The sequence below is a fragment of the Pseudomonas fragi genome (genome assembly GCF_900105835.1).
GTDB lineage: Bacteria > Pseudomonadota > Gammaproteobacteria > Pseudomonadales > Pseudomonadaceae > Aquipseudomonas > Aquipseudomonas fragi.
In genome coordinates this window covers 4232315-4248200 of the sequence record NZ_LT629783.1, presented here as the reverse complement: position 1 = coordinate 4248200, position 15886 = coordinate 4232315, and the positions used below count along the sequence as shown (strand labels likewise).

14 protein-coding genes are annotated in these 15886 nt (G+C 63.3%); 10 read left to right on the top strand and 4 right to left on the bottom strand.

All coding sequences use genetic code 11. The annotated features are described in order from the left end of the window. Window positions 1-164: 164 nt before the first annotated feature. Window positions 165-1007 (top strand): hypothetical protein, encoded by an 843-nt coding sequence (locus BLU25_RS19560; RefSeq protein ID WP_083369787.1) that lies wholly within the window; start codon window positions 165-167, stop codon window positions 1005-1007. Here BLU25_RS19560 and BLU25_RS19555 read toward each other — a convergent pair. Together BLU25_RS19555 and BLU25_RS19550 are read right to left on the bottom strand one after the other, a co-directional pair. After that, window positions 943-1701, bottom strand: a complete 759-nt coding sequence (locus BLU25_RS19555) for an SDR family oxidoreductase (protein WP_083369873.1) — start codon at window positions 1699-1701, stop codon at window positions 943-945. The genes BLU25_RS19560 and BLU25_RS19555 overlap by 65 nt on opposite strands. 20 nt (window positions 1702-1721) lie before the next feature. Continuing rightward, window positions 1722-2459 (bottom strand): sulfite exporter TauE/SafE family protein, encoded by a 738-nt coding sequence (locus BLU25_RS19550; protein WP_016779577.1) that lies wholly within the window; start codon window positions 2457-2459, stop codon window positions 1722-1724. A 191-nt stretch (window positions 2460-2650) separates the two neighbouring features. On the opposite strand from BLU25_RS19550, the gene aptA reads away from it, so the two are divergent. Beyond that, complete coding sequence (gene aptA, locus BLU25_RS19545; protein ID WP_016779576.1) at window positions 2651-3961, top strand: omega-aminotransferase AptA; 1311 nt, start codon at window positions 2651-2653, stop codon at window positions 3959-3961. 172 nt (window positions 3962-4133) lie between these two features. On the opposite strand, the gene pdxR (BLU25_RS19540) is transcribed toward aptA, so the two are convergent. Continuing rightward, on the bottom strand, window positions 4134-5618 hold the full coding sequence (gene pdxR / locus BLU25_RS19540) for a MocR-like pyridoxine biosynthesis transcription factor PdxR (protein WP_083369786.1): 1485 nt from the start codon (window positions 5616-5618) through the stop codon (window positions 4134-4136). Window positions 5619-5802: 184 nt separating this feature from the next. On the opposite strand from pdxR (BLU25_RS19540), the gene tauA reads away from it, so the two are divergent. The 3 genes from tauA (at window position 5803) to BLU25_RS19525 (ending at window position 8692) form a co-directional block, all read left to right on the top strand. Next, entirely contained in the window at window positions 5803-6801 is a 999-nt protein-coding gene (gene tauA / locus BLU25_RS19535; protein WP_016779574.1) for a taurine ABC transporter substrate-binding protein, read from the top strand. A 185-nt stretch (window positions 6802-6986) separates the two neighbouring features. Next, window positions 6987-7823, top strand: a complete 837-nt coding sequence (locus tag BLU25_RS19530; protein WP_016779573.1) for a taurine ABC transporter ATP-binding protein — start codon at window positions 6987-6989, stop codon at window positions 7821-7823. Further along, the gene (locus BLU25_RS19525) at window positions 7823-8692 is read left to right on the top strand and encodes an ABC transporter permease subunit (protein ID WP_083369785.1); all 870 of its coding nucleotides are present in this window, start codon (window positions 7823-7825) and stop codon (window positions 8690-8692) included. The genes BLU25_RS19530 and BLU25_RS19525 overlap by 1 nt, the downstream gene beginning before the upstream one ends. A 54-nt stretch (window positions 8693-8746) precedes the next feature. On the opposite strand, the gene BLU25_RS19520 is transcribed toward BLU25_RS19525, so the two are convergent. Next, window positions 8747-9475 (bottom strand): CerR family C-terminal domain-containing protein, encoded by a 729-nt coding sequence (locus BLU25_RS19520; RefSeq protein ID WP_016779571.1) that lies wholly within the window; start codon window positions 9473-9475, stop codon window positions 8747-8749. A gap of 107 nt (window positions 9476-9582) precedes the next feature. On the opposite strand from BLU25_RS19520, the gene BLU25_RS19515 reads away from it, so the two are divergent. From BLU25_RS19515 to BLU25_RS23480, 5 genes are all read left to right on the top strand, one after another. Next, window positions 9583-10665 carry an HlyD family secretion protein gene (locus BLU25_RS19515; protein WP_016779570.1) on the top strand — a complete coding sequence of 361 codons (1083 nt, stop codon included), beginning with the start codon at window positions 9583-9585 and terminating at the stop codon, window positions 10663-10665. Next, window positions 10658-12247, top strand: a complete 1590-nt coding sequence (locus BLU25_RS19510; RefSeq protein WP_016779569.1) for a DHA2 family efflux MFS transporter permease subunit — start codon at window positions 10658-10660, stop codon at window positions 12245-12247. Before BLU25_RS19515 ends, BLU25_RS19510 begins: the two co-directional genes overlap by 8 nt. A gap of 2 nt (window positions 12248-12249) precedes the next feature. Further along, entirely contained in the window at window positions 12250-13644 is a 1395-nt protein-coding gene (locus tag BLU25_RS19505; RefSeq protein ID WP_016779568.1) for an efflux transporter outer membrane subunit, read from the top strand. Window positions 13645-13658: 14 nt separating this feature from the next. Beyond that, on the top strand, window positions 13659-15170 hold the full coding sequence (gene pdxR / locus BLU25_RS19500) for a MocR-like pyridoxine biosynthesis transcription factor PdxR (RefSeq protein WP_016779567.1): 1512 nt from the start codon (window positions 13659-13661) through the stop codon (window positions 15168-15170). Between the two features lie 85 nt (window positions 15171-15255). Next, window positions 15256-15840: a hypothetical protein gene (locus tag BLU25_RS23480; protein WP_156883334.1), complete on the top strand. Its 585-nt coding sequence runs from the start codon at window positions 15256-15258 to the stop codon at window positions 15838-15840. Window positions 15841-15886 lie beyond the last annotated feature (46 nt).

Genomic DNA, 15886 nt, shown 5'->3' with positions numbered 1-15886 from the left:
GGGAGCGGGCTTGCTCGCGATGGTAGCTGCGCGGTCTAACGGGTGCTACGCCTCGCAAACGCGAATAAAACCCATCTGCAACAACCCCGTTAAATACGATAAACTCCCCGCCGCCAAAACGCCCTCAGGACTGCAACGGGCCTGTCTCTTGTACAAGGATTGTCATGTTCATACGCTCATTCACCTTCGCTTTTTCCGCGCTGCTACTCGCCGGCTGCCAGTCTGGCGGCCATGATTCCTACCGCTCGCCCAAACTCACTGCGGCACAGGAAAAGGACCAGGCGCTACAACGCGATGTGTATGAAAAGCTGATCAGCAGGGTACTGGCCCGCGAAGGCGATCTGGCCAATACCCAGGGCCGCGACGGCAGTTTCAACCTGATGCTGACCCTTGATGACAAGAACCGCATCATTGGCTGTGGCACGCTGCCCAACAAGAAAGTGGATGCCCGGATCTACCCCTACAACCGCAAGCTGGCCGAGGATCTGCGCTCGATCTGCTGGACAGCGGTGTTCCCCGAGCTGCCCTCGTCGCTGATCGACCCCGAGACCAAAACCGCAAGGGTCGTGGCGCCAGTTCTGGTTTACCCCTTGGTGGCGCTTTCCCCGGACACCCGCGCACGCCGCGAAGCCGCATTGCACGACAAGGCGCAAAACGATTTTCTGTTCACCCAACTGCTCGCCCCGTTGCCCATCGACAGCATCGGTGTCGCCACGCTGATGATGATGACCGACAGCACCGGGCAGGTGCGCGAGTGTGCCGCCAGCCTGGACCCGCATTCTTTGCGCCCGTCCGAATTCAGGCAGGACGATGCCTTGCTTGCCGGCCTGGTCCAGCGCTGCAAGCAGCTGGACATGAGTACCATGCCGGGCTTTGTAGCTAATACCCAGGGCATGACCAGCGCCTTCCATCGCGTCGAGTACACGCCCTGGAAAGCCGGGCTCAAGCCCGCTCAATCGCAAAGTTGCTCCACGACTGGCTCACGGGCATCAACTCAAGGCTGTTGATATTGATGTGCGCCGGCTGGTTGAGAATCCAGAAGATTGTCTCGGCAATATCCGCCGGCTGAATCGCCTGGGCGCCGGCGTAGACCGAGTCGTATCTGGCCTTGTCCCCGGCAAAGCGCACCAGCGAAAACTCGCTCTCGCACAGGCCCGGCTCAAGGTTGGTGACGCGTACCCCGGTGCCCTGCAGGTCACAGCGCAGGTTCAATGAGAACTGCCGGACAAAGGCTTTGCTCGCGCCATACACATGGCTGCCGGGATACGGCCAGTTGCCCGCAATCGACCCCAGGTTGACGATGCCCGCCCCGGCGCCGTGGGCGATCAGCCGTGGCAATAGCAAGCGCGTGCTGTACAGCAGGCCCTTGATATTGGTATCCACCATGGTCTCCCAGTCATCCAGCGAGCACTCGGGGGCTGGCGTGGTCCCCAGGGCCAGCCCGGCATTGTTGATTAACCCGCGCAGGGTGCTGAACTCTGCAGGCAGTTGTTCAATGGCCTGCTCCATCGCAACGCGGTCACGTACGTCCACTACCAGCGGCAAGATTCTGGCCTGAGCGCACAGTTCATCGGCCAGCGCATGCAGGCGCTCGGCCCGGCGCCCGGTGAGCACCAGCGACCAGCCAGCAGCGGCAAAACGGCGGGCACAGGCTTCGCCAAAACCGGACGTGGCACCGGTGATAAAAACAGTCGGCATCATAAACAGCTCCTCGGGATTGATCAGGGCCACGCCCGGCCCAACAGGCCAACGCCTGCCAGCACCAGTAATAGCCATTGGGTAAAACGGGCGGCCTGTTCGGCCTGAATACGCACGAACAATTGTTGCCCAAGCCACAAGCCCAGCAACAATGCAGGCAGCATCAGCAAGGCTTGCCAGCCGGTGCCGGAGGGGATGGCCGAGGCCGCCGCCAGCCCGGCCAGCGCCGCAAGATCGACCGCAAAAAAGAACATGATCAGCGTCGCCCGCAGCACCCGGGCCCGCAGCCCGCAATGGCTGAGCCATGCCACCACCAGCGGCCCGCCAATACTGAACGCGGCGATCAACGCCCCGCTGCTGCCGCCCACCAGCCAGGCACCGGCGCGGCCCTCGCCCATCGGCAGGCGAATCCGCGCCAACCCCATAATTGCCAGCAAGCCCACCAGCAGGTACACCCCCACCGTCAGCCCGCCGCTGTCGATGCCGGTCAGCAACCAGATGCCGCACGGCACCCCGCACGCGGCTGCCAGCAGCAGGCGCTTGAGCAGCGGGTAATGCGCCTCGCGCCAGGCGCTGCGCAACAGCATCACGCTGGACGCCACCTCCAGAAACAGCACCAGGGGTACTGCCTGCTGCAACGACCCGAGCATCGCCAGCCCGACCACTGCAATCGCGGCAAAACCGAAGCCCGTGAGCCCGCGCACCACCGCCGCCACCAGCACACACAGCGCACTCAGGGCCCAACTTGCTTCAGGGTTCATACGCAGCTCCGGGGTGCTCAATGGCGCCACTGTAGTCAGCCGCACACCCCGGCACTTAGATCCAGCCTGGGCTTTCGATGGGGCCAGAACTGGCCCTATCGAAAACCCCATCTGGAGCTAAGGATCGGCCCCGGTCGTGACTAGTCTGCGAGCAACTGGCCGCACCGGGCCGAGCCTCAGGAGTGACACGCATGGCGACGAATCTGAACCACCAATGGATGCCTTTCACCGACAACCGCGAGTTCCAGCGCGCACCGCAGTTGTTCGTCCGCGCCGAGGGCGTGCGCTACTGGAATGCTGAAGGCCGCGAGTTGCTCGATGGCAGCTCCGGGCTGTTCTGCAGCGCCGCCGGGCATGGCCGTACCGAGATCGCCGAAGCGGTGTGCAAGCAATTGCTGACCCTGGATTTCACCCCGCACTTCCAGCGCGCCTCGCCGTTGTCCTTCGAGTTGGCCGAGCGTTTGAGCGAACTGCTGCCCGAGGGGCTGAACAAGCTGTTTTTCACCAACTCCGGCTCCGAGTCGGTGGACAGCGCGATGAAGATTGCCCTGGCCTATCACCGTGCCCGCGGTGAAGCCCAGCGCACCCGATTTGTGTCCCGGGAGTGGGCCTATCATGGGGTCAATTTTGGCGGCGTGGCGCTGTCGGGAATGATGCGCAACCGCCAGGCCTTCGCCACCGGCGGCCTGCCCCACGTCAGCCATATGCGTCACACCTGGCAGGAAGACCAGCGCTACCAGTTGGGCGAACCGCAACAGGGCGCTGACCTGGCCAGCGACCTTGAACGGATCATCGCCATGCACGGCGGCGACAGCATTGCCGCCTGTTTTGTGGAGCCGATTGCCGGCTCCATCGGCGTTTATGTGCCGCCGGCGGGTTACCTCAAGCGCCTGCGTGATATCTGTGACAAACACGGGATCTTGCTGGTGTTCGATGAAGTCATCACCGGTTTTGGCCGCACCGGCCAGGCCTTTGCAGCGCAGAGCTTTGATGTGAAGCCGGACCTCATCACCATGGCCAAGGCCCTGACCAACGGGGCAATCCCGATGGGTGCGGTGGCAGTGAACGAGATGGTCTACGACACGGTGATCAATGCCAGCAAGGGCGGCGGCCCGGAGCTGTTCCACGGTTATACCTACTCCGGGCACCCGGTGGCCTGTGCGGCGGCGCTGGCTTCGCTGGATATCTACCGTGACGAGGACTTGTTCGCCAAAGGCGCGCAACTGGCGCCGTATTTTCTGGAGTGCCTGAGCGGGTTGCAAGGCTTGCCGCAGGTCAGCGACTTGCGTGGTTATGGTTTGCTCAGCGGGATTCAACTGACGCCCGGGGATGCGCCGGGGGCCAAAGGGGCACGGGTGCAAAGGGCGCTGTATGACGCCGGGCTGCATGTGAAAACCACCGGCGACGCGATCATTTTTGCCCCGGCGCTGGTGACTGGGCGGGCCGATCTGGACGGGATGTTTGCCATATTGAAAGACACCCTGGGGCGTGAGGTTTTGTAAGCCACACTCCCTCTGTGGGAGCGGGCTTGCTCGCGAAGGTATCGCTGCGGTTTACCATGCAGACCACGTCGTCTGCATCGCAGGCAAGCCAGCTCCCACAGGTTCAGTGGTGCCCTCAAGGCATGATGCTGACCTAATTCCCTCCCTCTCACACCATCCCCCCCTTCCCACATCATCCTGCCTGCATCTCCCGCCATGCCTCGCCCAGCGCCATGATCCCCGGTTCAATCAACTCTTCGGCAATCGCGCCGAAGCCCAGCCGAAAGCAATTCAACGGCCGCTGCTCGCTCAAATAATGAATATCCCCCGGTTCAATCAACACACCACGCCTGGCCACCAGCCGCTGCAACACCCAGGCATCCACATCCACCGGGCAACTGACCCATAGCGACGAGCCCCCCGCCATGCCACTGGCATTGAGCTGCGGCAGGTGTTCGGCCATTGCCCGACTGATCACCCGCCACTTGCGCGCCAGCCGATCACGCAAGCGCCGCGCATGGGCGTCGTAATGCCCCATCGATAAAAACAGCGCCAGGGTGCGCTGGTTATTCGACGGCGGATGCCGGTAGATATACCGGCGCAGTGCGCGCAACTCGTGGATCAATTCGGCATCCGCGGCAATAAACCCCAGCCGCACACCCGGCAGCAGGCTTTTGGTCAGGCTGCCCAGATAGATCACCCGCCCGCTGTCATCAAAACTCTTCAATGCAGGATGGTTGCTGCCCAGGAAATTCTGCTCGTTTTCGTAGTCGTCTTCGATGATCAAGAAGTCCCGCTCGCGGGCACTGGCCATCAACTCCAGGCGTCGGTACAGCGGCATGGTCACGCCAGTGGGCGACTGATGGCTGGGTGTGCAAAACACCATCTCGCAGTCCGCCAGTTGCTCATTGACCACCAGCCCCTGGCGATCGATGCGCAAGGGTTTGAGCTCACAACCGCTCAGGCCGAAGATGTTGCGCGCATCCACATAACCCGGCTCTTCAAGCCCCATTACCAGCCCCGGGCGGCCCAGCAGCCGGGCGAGCATATACAGCGAGTTCTGCGTACCGATGGTGATCATCACTTCCTGCGCCGATACGCTGATGCCGCGCTTGGGCAGCACGCGCTGCACGATCTGTTCAATCAACAGCGGATCGTCGAGCATCACCTGATCATCAACCCAACTGCGCATATGTGCGCCAGTGCTGGCGATGCGCGAACAGTCGCGCCAGCGGGCAGCGGTTTGCTCATCGGCCTCGACCTGACCGTAGATAAACGGGTAACGGTACTCACGCCAGTTGCGCGGTTTGACAATGGCCCGCAGCTGCGACGAACTGCTTTGCAGGCGTGCCTCCCAGTCCGGTGCATGGTCGGGGCGCTCGAAGATTTTTTGCGTGGCGGGCTTGAGGCTGACATTGAGCTGCTGGCGCAGGTACTTCTCGTTGATAAAGTAACCGCGCCGGTCCGACGGGATCAGGTAACCGTCCTGCACCAACTGCTCGTACACCAGCACCACAGTATTGCGCGACACCTTGAGCAGCTCGCACAGCTTGCGCGAGGACGGCATCGGCTCACTGGGCGGCATGGCCCCGTCGAGGATCGCGCTGAGCAAACTCTCGCGCAGTTGCTCCTGCAAACCCCGCCCGGCTTCGAAGGGCCGAAAATAACGCTCCAACATGGTTCAAGCTCCTCGCCCGGCGCCCCGTCATGGCGCACCCGATGCGCTACAGCCCTTGCCCCACAAGGCCTGCAACGACCCCTGGCACCACAGCTTGCAGCAACTGGATCTAAAGCAAGCGCCGAGCCAGCGCCTAAGATCGGGCTGACAAAAAACAGACCTCCCCCCAGCTCGGAGTCTCACCATGCTCAAGCCCCTGAACAAATGGATCCGCCGCGCAGTGCTGTTGCCACTGACCGCCGTGGCCCTGGTGGCCAACGCCCAGGCCCAGACCGTCACCATCGGCGTGCAAAGCATGTTTGCACCCTGGAAGGACGCCATCGCGCAAAAGCAGTTCGAGAAAGCCACCGGCTGGGATATCAAATGGCGCAACTTCGACAGCGGCGGCGACGTGATGATGGCGATGGCCTCGGGCGATGTGCAGATCGGCGTGGCGGGCAGCAGCCCGATTGCTGCAGCGGTAAGCCGCGGGGTGGACGCGCAGTTGTTCTGGATTCTCGACAACATCGCCGACGCCGAGGCGCTGGTGGTACGCAATGGCAGCGGCATCGTCGCGCCGCAGGACCTGGCCGGCAAAACCCTCGCTGTGCCCTTTGTCTCCACCACCCACTTCCATGCGTTGTTTGCCCTTGAGCAGTTCGGCCTGACCGGCAAGGTCAAGGTGATCAACCTGCAACCCTCGGACATTCCGGCAGCCTGGGAGCGCGGGGATATCGATGCAGCGTTTATCTGGGACCCGGCCCTGGGCCGCCTCAAGCAAAGCGGCCATGTGCTGCTGACCTCGGGCCAATTGACTGATTGGGGCAAAGCCACTTTCGACGGCCTGGTGGTGGACAAGCAGTTCGCTGCCGCCAACGGCCCCGGCATGCAGGCGTTTACCCAGGTGCTGCAAGACAGCACGGCGAACTACGTCGCAGCCCCGAAAACCTGGACCGCAGAATCGCCGCAGGTCATCAACGTCGCCAAACAGTCCGGGGCCAAGCCTGAAGAAGTGCCGCCGGTACTGGCGCTGTACCAGTTCCCGCTGGCCAGCGAGCAGGCCGGTCCGGCGTGGCTGGGCGGTGGCGCGGCCAAGGCACTGGCCGCCACCGCCGAGTTTTTGAAAGCTCAAAAGAAAATCCCGGCATTGCTGCCTGACTACAGCGCGGCGATCAACCCGACGTTTGTGCAGAACACCCAATAACCCGCAGGTGCATACAACCCCTGTAGCAGCTGCCGCAGGCTGCGTCCGGCTGCGAAGCAGACGTAAAGTCAGGTACTTCGTTGTGTCAGGCGCACCCGGAAATTTGGTTTTGCGACTGCTGCGCAGCCGGACGCAGCCTTCGGCAGCTGCTACGGAATCCAAAACGCTGAAACGAGGAACACTCCATGCCCCTCAGCCTTAAAATCCATGATGTGTCGGTGCTCTACCCCGGGCAGCAAAAGGGTCAGCCGGTACGGGCTCTGTCCGGGGTCAATCTGGACATTGCCGCCGGTGATTTTGTCGTCGCCCTCGGGGCCTCAGGCTGCGGCAAAACCACCCTGCTCAACCTGATGGCCGGCTTTATCCAGCCCAGCAGCGGAGTGATTACCTTGGGCGATTATCACGGTCAGGTACCCGCGCGGATCGACGGCGCCGAGCTGCGCGACCAGGTCACCGGCCCCGGTGCCGAACGCGGTGTGGTGTTTCAGAAGCACGCGCTGCTGCCGTGGCTCAACGTGATCGACAACGTAGCCTTCGGCCTCAAGTTGCGCGGCATTCCCAAAGCCGAACGCGAAGAACGCGCCCTGCATTTCTTGCAGTTGACCGGGCTGGCGGAGTTTCGCAATCACGCCACTTACCAACTGTCGGGCGGTATGCAGCAACGCGTCGGGATTGCCCGCGCCCTGACCAACGACCCGAAAATGCTGCTGCTCGACGAACCGCTGGGCGCGCTGGATGCCCTGACCCGCGAACGCCTGCAGGAACTGATCCTGGAGATCTGGCAGCGCACGCAAAAGATGATGTTCTTTATCACCCATGATGTCGAAGAGGCGCTGTTCATGGCCACCCGGCTGATCATCATGTCACCGCGCCCGGGGCGCATCACCCACGAATTTGCGGTGGATTTCGGCCAGCGTTTCCTCAAGTGCCGCGACGCCCGCGCGGTCAAGTCCAGCCCCGACTTTATTGCCCTGCGCGAGCAAATCCTGAGCATCATCCACGGTGACGAGGAGGCAGCATAATGAGCCTTTTGGACGAAAAACAACGCAACGCCGTACTGCGCACCCTCAACGAACTGCGCCGCGCCGCACCGGCAAAACCTGGCGAGCAATATGGCGCACCGGGCAATGGCTCCAGCATGGGCCTGAGTGTGGGCACCCTCATCGTCGTATTTGCCCTGTGGTACATCGCCACCAATGGTGGTTGGATCAAGCCACTGTTTTTGCCCTCACCCCAGGCGGTGTGGGCGCAGATCGTGGAGGTGAGCCGCGACGGGTTTGCCGATGCCAGCCTGTGGACGCATATCGGCTGGAGTGCCCTGCGGGTGTTTGGCGCCTTTGCCCTGGCAGTGGTAACGGCGATTCCGGTGGGCATTCTGATGGGCGTCAACCGGGTCGCCCGGGGCGTGTTCGACCCGCTGGTGGAGTTTTACCGCCCGTTGCCGCCGCTGGCCTACCTGCCGCTGGTGGTGATCTGGATGGGCATTGGCGAAGGCTCGAAAATCCTCCTGATTTACCTGGCGATGTTTGCGCCGCTGGCACTCAGCGCCCGGGCCGGGGTCAAGTCGGTGGCCATTGAACAGATCCACGCCGCCTATTCGATGGGGGCCAGCCGCGGGCAAGTGCTCAGGCAGGTGATCATGCCTGCCGCCCTGCCGGAGATACTGACCGGCATGCGCATCGCCATTGGCTTTGGCTGGACCACCCTGGTGGCCGCCGAGATGGTCGCGGCCACGGCAGGGCTGGGCTTTATGGTGCTCACGGCGTCCAAGTTCATGGCCACCGATGTGGTGATCATGGGCATCCTGGTGATCGGTGCGCTGGCCCTGCTGTTCGACCTGGGCATGCGCTGGCTGGAACGCAAACTGGTGCCGTGGAAGGGCCGGGGCTAGCCGGCTGTTGTGGGAGCGGGCTTGCTCGCGATCCGGGCGCCGCGGGTTTTCCTGCTACACCGCGTCGAGACCATCGCGAGCAAGCCCGCTCCCACCCAACCCGCGCAACAGGGTTACCGTCTGCTCACGCACAATCCCCATCAGCATGGCGTAGCGCTCGGGCGTCAGTGTGTCCCAGCCCAGTGACTTGAGCGAGCTGGTGCGGGTCAGGTGGAACGGCAGCAACTGCCCGGTCAGGGTCATGGAGCGCAGGATGCATTCTTCATCGCTGGCATCCGGGCCCATCAGCCGCGAAATAATCCCGCTGGTGACGCCGATGATGCGCTGGCCTATGCGCTGGCTGATCATTTCTTCCCCGCCACTGGGCCCCAGCCCCGCCTGCTCACGCGCATAGAACTTGCGCCAGCTGTTGGTGCGGTTGGACACCAGCATGAACTCGGCAATCTTGCTCTGGATGGCGCAGAAGGTGTCGATCAATTGTTCGGTGTCCGGCCGTGTGCCCAGCAACGCCTGGGCCGCTTCGATGGTCGGCGCCAGGTAATCCCAGATCCGCTCCACCATGTACTCGGTGCAGGCGCTGTACACCCCTTCCTTGTTCTTGAAGTAGTAATTCAGTGCTGGCGCATTCACCCCTGCCAGCTCGGCGATATCGCGGGTCGAGGCACCCTCGTAGCCGCGCTCGCCAAACAGGTTGAGGGCCGCTTCGATAATCCGCGCACTGGTTTCATCCCCACACGTATAGCCGCCTTCGCTGGCAGGTCGGCGCCGGTGAATGGTGGTCATGGGCTTCTCCTTGATCGATGAAGCCGCGAGTGTGCCTGAATTTATATCGATTGACATAATTTTACCGATCGTAATAATTGTTACAACCGCTAACAATTGAGAACACCATGACCGCACATCAGGCGCTAGACCCATCGATCAAGGCCAGGCCCAAACGCAGGCCTGGCAAAACCCTGGCGCTGGGCGTGCTCGGCCTGGGGGCGCTGCTGGGCGCGGCTGTGGGGGGGGCGCACTGGTGGAGCGTGGGGCGCTTTATCGAGAGCACCAACGATGCCTACCTGCAGGCCGACAGCCTGAGTGTCGCCGCCAAGGTCTCGGGCACGGTGAGCGAGGTGTATGTCAGCGACAACCAGACCGTCAGCGTCGGCCAGCCGCTGGTGCGCCTCGATATCCGGCCCTATCAGGCGGCCCGGGAAAAATCCGAAGCAGCCATTCGCGCCGCCGAAGCCGATATTGCCCGGGGCGAGGCGGAACTGGCCCAGCATTCGGCCTCGATTGCCCAGGTGCAGGCGCAACTGGAGGGCGAAAGCGCCAACGAGCAGTACGCCGCCGCGCAAGTCAAACGCTACGCACCCCTGGCCAAAAGCGGCGCCGAGACGCAAGAGCGCATGGCCGAGCTGGGTAACGCCCTGCGTCAGGCCAGCGCCCGGCGGGCTGCCCAGGCGGCGGCGCTCAACGTTGCCCAGCGCCAGCTGCAAACCCAACGCGCCGCCATTGAACAGGCCCGCGCGCAACTGGCCAGTGCCCAGGCCAGCACCCGCCAAAGCAAGCTCGATGAACAGGACACCGTGGTCTACAGCACCCTGGCCGGCCGCGTCGGCAGCCGTTCGGTGCGGGTTGGCCAATACCTGCAACCCGGCACACGGCTGATGACCATCGTGCCGCTCGATGAGGTGTACCTGACCGCCAATTTCAAGGAAACCCAGATCGAGCGTATGCACCCCGGGCAGGCCGTGGCGGTGCATATCGATGCCTGGCCCGGGATCCAGTTTGAAGGCGTGGTCGAAAGCCTCTCCCCGGGCACCGGTTCGCAATTTGCGTTGCTGCCGTCCAACAACGCCACCGGCAATTTCACCAAGATCGTGCAGCGGGTACCGGTGCGCATTCGCCTGAACGCCTCGCCTGAAACCGGCATCGAATGGCTGCCGGGGCTGTCGGCCACTGTCGACGTCGACACCCGTCGTGGCTAGCGCGGCGGCTGCATCCGCAGCGCTGCAGCCGCCCCGGGCCAATGCCAGCACCAGCGACTGGATCGTGGTATTGGCCGGTGCCCTGGGGGCCTTGATGGCCACACTGGACATCTCCATTACCAACTCGGCCCTGCCACAGATTCAGGGCCAGATCGGCGCATCGGGCACCGAAGGCACCTGGATCTCCACCGGCTACCTGATGGCCGAAATCGTCATGATCCCGCTGACCGCGTGGCTGACCCGAGTGTTCGGCTTGCGCAATTTTTTGATCGGCAATGCGATCCTGTTCAGTCTGTTTTCGATCCTCTGCGGTATCAGTGAAACCCTGCCGCAAATGATCATCGGCCGGCTCGGCCAGGGCTTTGCCGGGGGCGCCATGATCCCCACCGCGCAAGTGCTGGTGGCGACCCGGCTGCCACGCCATCAGATGCCCATCGGCATGACGATGTTCGGTTTGATTGTGCTGCTGGGGCCACTGCTGGGGCCGGTGTTGGGGGGCACCCTGACCGAGAATTTCAGCTGGCGCTGGTGTTTTTTCCTGAACATCCCGGTGTGTGCGCTGCTGCTGTTGATGCTCGGCCAGGGCCTGAACAAAACCGCGGGCGACTGGCAGGCGTTTATCAAGGCCGACTGGCTGGGGATCATTGGCCTTACGGTGGGCCTGAGCGCCCTGACCGTGGTGCTGGAAGAAGGCAATCGCGAACGCTGGTTCGAGTCCTCGCACATCATCGGCCTGAGCCTGCTGGCGGTCGCCGGCATCGCCCTGTTGCTGGTGGCGCAGAAGCTGTCGAAGACGCCGATTGTGCGTCTCAAACTGCTGCTCAATCCGCGCTTTGCCAGCGTGATTGCCATCGTCTTTGTGGTGGGCTGCGGGCTGTATTGCGTGGCCTTTGTGCTGCCGCAGTTCTTGAGCAATATTGCCGGTTTCAACGCCCAGCAATCTGGCGCGGTGATGCTGATGTCAGGTTTGCCCGCGTTTTTGATGATGCCCGTTTTGCCGCGCCTGATCGGCCGCGTGGATACCCGCATCATGGTCATGCTTGGCCTCGGTTGCCTGGCCAGCAGTTGCCTGTTGGCAATGGGGCTGACCGCCGACAGCGTGGGCGACAACTTCACCCGCACCCAACTGCTGCTAGGCCTGGGCCAGGTGATGGCGATGATGCCGCTCAATCAGGCCTCCATGAGCTGCGTGCCGGCCCACGAGGCTGGTGAGGCTGCGGGTATTTACAACATGGCGCGCAACCTCGGCGGCTCGGTGGGGCTGGCGCTGCTGGGCACGTTTATCGAGCGGCGCAGCAGCTTTCATGACGCCACCCTGCGCGACGCCGTGAGCGTGCAATCGGTCGAAGCGCAAACTCAGCTGGCCGCGTCCGCCCAGGGCTTTTTCGCCGACCACGGCGACCTCGCCCATGCCCAGCTCCAGGCCCTCAGTCAACTGGCCGGGCAGATTCAGGTGCAGGCGCAAGTGATGACCTACAGCGAAACCTTCTATGTGCTCGGCATCGCCTTGCTGCTGTGCCTGCCCCTCGCCCTCTTTCTGAAAAAACCGCCTGCCGGTACGCCCTTGAGCACAGGACACTGACCATGATCGCTTGCAAACCCTTGAGCCTGTTGTGCCCGTTGCTGCTGGTGGGCTGCACCCTGGGGCCGGACTACAACGCGGCGCCCGACAGCCAACTGCAAGGCAAGGCGTTTGCCCGTCAGGTAGCCGGCACACAGGCGCAAACCCCGCAGGTTGCCGACTGGTGGCGCGACCTGAATGACCCGGCCCTAGACCAATTGATCGACAGCGCGCTGGGTAACAGCCCCGACCTGCAAGCAGCGGCCGCACGCCTGCGCCAGGCCCGAGCCGGGCTGGCAGAAAAACGCAGCAACCTGCTGCCCAAAAGCTCGGCCACTGCGGCAGCGCTGTACACCGGTTCGGGAGACAGCCAGACCGATGCCACCCACCTGTACCTGAGCGGCTTTGACGCCAGTTGGGAGCTGGATATTTTCGGCGCCAGCCGCCGGGCGGTCGAGGCTGCCAATGCCGAAGCCGACGCGGTGCAGGCCGACATGGCCGATGCCCATGTGCAACTGGCCGCCGAAGTGGGCCAGGCCTATATCGGTCTGCGCGACCAGCAACAACGACTGCGCATCGCCCGCCAGTCCGAGCAGCTTGAACGCCAGTTGCTGGACTTTACCGAGCAACGACTGGCCCAGGGTACCGCCTCGGAACTGGACCGCGAACGCATCGCCACCCAGGTCGAAACAACCCGCGCCGCATCCATCGCCCTGGAGCTTGAGGTGATCGAATCCCTCGACGAATTGGCCCTGCTCAGTGGCCTCGAACCCGGCGCCCTCGACACCCGGTTAAGCCGCGAAACGCCGCTGCCGACACTGCCCGCAACCGTCAATATCGGCGACCCGGCGCAGTTGCTGCAACAGCGCCCCGATATTCGCGCCGCAGAACGCCGGCTGGCCTCCAGCACGGCGCAAATTGGCGAACACAAGGCAGCCGCCTTCCCCAAGGTCAGCCTGTTCGGCTCTTTGAGTTTCAGCGCCAGCGCACCGGGCCACCTGTTGCGCAAGGACAATTTCAGCGCTCTGGGGGTGCCGTACCTGCAATGGAACTGGCTGGATTTTGGCCGCGTGCAGGCCCAGGTCAAACAGGCTGAAGCCGGCCGCGACGAAGCCCTGGCCAAATACCGCAGCAGCGTGCTCAACGCCCTGCGCGATGCCGATGTGGCGCTGGCCCGTTACGGCAATGAGCGCCAGCGCCGGGCCACCCTGGGCCGGGTCGAAACCAGCGCCGTACGCGCATCGGCCCTGACCGAACAACGCTACCGCGCCGGTACCAGTAGCGTGCTCGACTGGCTGGATGCCGAACGCACCCGCTACCACGCCGAACAGGACCGGGTTCACAGTGACGGTCAGTTGATCAAGGACTACATAGCCCTGCAAAAGAGTCTTGGGTTAGGGTGGCGCTCCCCGACCTGATTCCCGGATAAGCCATGCGCTCCAGCCAGCACGATTTGATGTGGCGCCAGCTGCTGCCCAAAGTGCGCAAGCACGATGAGCCGTTGCAAGTGCAGTTGTGCACCGCGTTTGTCACGGCCATGCTCGACGGGCGTTTGCCCGGCGGTACGCGGCTGCCGTCGAGCCGTGATCTGGCAATGCTGACCGGGGTTTCGCGCAACACCGCGGTACTGGTCTACGAACGGTTGGTGGCCGAAGGGTATGTGGATTCGCGGCCCCGTGACGGCTTTTTTGTTGGCGCCGCCATCACTCCCACCCAGGGCACCCAGCCGCTGCCCGAGCACCCCGCGCAGCCACCTGACTGGGCATCGCGCATGCACCTGCCGCGTAACCCGGTGGTATTTATGGACCGCCCGCCCACCTGGCGCGAAGTGCGCTATCCGTTTATTTACGGGCAGTTCGACCCACGGCAGTTCCCCCTCACGCAATGGCGCCAGTGCAGCCGCCAGGCACTGGAATTGAAAGCCGTGGATCGCTGGTGGCAGGAAGGCGAAAACGTGGGTGCCAGCCAGTTGATCGACCAACTGATTCGCCGTGTGTTGCCGCGCCGCGGAATTGCTGCCACCCACGATCAAGTGCTGCTGACCCTGGGCCGCCAGCAAAGTTTTTACTTGTTGGCGCGCCTGTTTGCCCGCCCCGGTAGCGTGGTTGGCGTTGAAGAACCGGGCTTTCGCGACCCGCGCAATGCCTTTGCCCACGACGGCGCGCAAATAGTCTCGTTGCCTGTCGACGAACACGGGTTACAGATATCACCGGCACTGGCGGCTTGCGACTACCTGTATTGCACTCCCGGTTATCAGTGCCCCACCGGAGTGACCATGAGCCTGGCGCGGCGCCAGGCATTGCTTGACCATGCGCAGGTGCACGATCAAGTGATTTTCGAGGACGATGACGACCCCGAAACCGAATACGACGGCCGCGCCCTGCCAGCGCTCAAGGCCACCGATCCGGGGGATAGGGTGATCTACCTCAGCAGTTTGTCCAAGTTGCTGTCGCCGGGGCTGGGCATCGGCTTCATCGTCGCCCCGGCGCCAGTGATTGAGCAACTGCGCCAGCTGCAACGGCTGATGATTCGCCAGATCCCGGGCAACAACCAGATCACCGCCGCGCTGTTTATCCAGCAGGGCCACTACGACCGGCTGCTGCAACAGGCCCGGGAAAAACTGCAACTGCGTGCAGCAGCAATGGCCACGGCCTTGCGTGAAGTACTGCCGGATGCCGATTTCGTCATGCCCAGCGGCGGTGCCACGCTGTGGCTACAACTGGCGGGCCAACACGACCTGCTGAGCTTGTATTACGCGGGGCTGGCCAAGGGCGTGCTGTTTGACCCCAGCAGTGCGTTTTGTGCCGAACCCGACACCCTGCCCCGGCCTTGCCTGCGCCTGGGGTTTGGCTCCATCGCCCAGGAACTGATCGCCCCCGGCATTCGCGAGCTGGGGCTGGTAATCAACGCCCACGCAAAACGACCTGCGGTTGTGCGCGGCTAAGCCATTTGCCCCACAACAGCGCCTGCATTGCCCCTGCACCACATTCCTCTGTGGGAGCGGGCTTGCTCGCGATGCAGGCAACACGGTGCATCTGGCCAACCGCAGTGATCCCATCGCGGGCAAGCCCGGCTCCCACAAGCCCTGCACCACATTCCCCTGTGGGAGCGGGCTTGCTCGCGATGCAGGCAACACGGTGCATCTGGCCAACCGCAGTGACCCCATCGCGGGCAAGCCCGGCTCCCACAACCCCTGCACCACCTTCCCCTGTGGAAGCGGGCTTGCTCGCGATGCAGGCAACACGGTGCATCTGGCAAACCGCAGTGACCCCATCGCGGGCAAGCCCGGCTCCCACAACACCTGCGCCACATTCCCCTGTGGGAGCGGGCTTGCTCGCGATGCAGGCAACACGGTGCATCTGGCCAACCGCAGTGACCCCATCGCGGGCAAGCCCGGCTCCCACAACCCCTGCGCCACATTCCCCTGTGGGAGCGGGCTTGCTCGCGATGCAGGCAACACGGTGCATCTGGCCAACCGCAGTGACCCCATCGCGGGCAAGCCCGGCTCCCACAAGCCCGGCTCCCACACGGTAGTCGCACGACCAGCCCCTGGCCCTATCGATAGTCCCCGCTGGCCCCATTCGCTGGTCACGGATATGCAGTACTACTGCTGACCACCAAAGCACTTGGCGTCGTCCTGAAAACAAAACGTTAAGGATG

Excerpts from the sequence above, each read along its gene's own strand:
- BLU25_RS19515 (WP_016779570.1), top strand. The coding sequence starts at position 9,583 with ATGACCGCACATCAGGCGCTAGACCCATCGATCAAGGCCAGGCCCAAA.
- BLU25_RS19560 (WP_083369787.1), top strand. The coding sequence starts at position 165 with ATGTTCATACGCTCATTCACCTTCGCTTTTTCCGCGCTGCTACTCGCC.
- BLU25_RS19530 (WP_016779573.1), top strand. The coding sequence starts at position 6,987 with ATGCCCCTCAGCCTTAAAATCCATGATGTGTCGGTGCTCTACCCCGGG.
- pdxR (WP_083369786.1), bottom strand. The coding sequence starts at position 5,618 with ATGTTGGAGCGTTATTTTCGGCCCTTCGAAGCCGGGCGGGGTTTGCAG.
- pdxR (WP_016779567.1), top strand. The coding sequence starts at position 13,659 with ATGCGCTCCAGCCAGCACGATTTGATGTGGCGCCAGCTGCTGCCCAAA.
- tauA (WP_016779574.1), top strand. The coding sequence starts at position 5,803 with ATGCTCAAGCCCCTGAACAAATGGATCCGCCGCGCAGTGCTGTTGCCA.
- BLU25_RS19525 (WP_083369785.1), top strand. The coding sequence starts at position 7,823 with ATGAGCCTTTTGGACGAAAAACAACGCAACGCCGTACTGCGCACCCTC.
- BLU25_RS19520 (WP_016779571.1), bottom strand. The coding sequence starts at position 9,475 with ATGACCACCATTCACCGGCGCCGACCTGCCAGCGAAGGCGGCTATACG.
- BLU25_RS19505 (WP_016779568.1), top strand. The coding sequence starts at position 12,250 with ATGATCGCTTGCAAACCCTTGAGCCTGTTGTGCCCGTTGCTGCTGGTG.
- BLU25_RS19550 (WP_016779577.1), bottom strand. The coding sequence starts at position 2,459 with ATGAACCCTGAAGCAAGTTGGGCCCTGAGTGCGCTGTGTGTGCTGGTG.
- BLU25_RS19555 (WP_083369873.1), bottom strand. The coding sequence starts at position 1,701 with ATGATGCCGACTGTTTTTATCACCGGTGCCACGTCCGGTTTTGGCGAA.
- aptA (WP_016779576.1), top strand. The coding sequence starts at position 2,651 with ATGGCGACGAATCTGAACCACCAATGGATGCCTTTCACCGACAACCGC.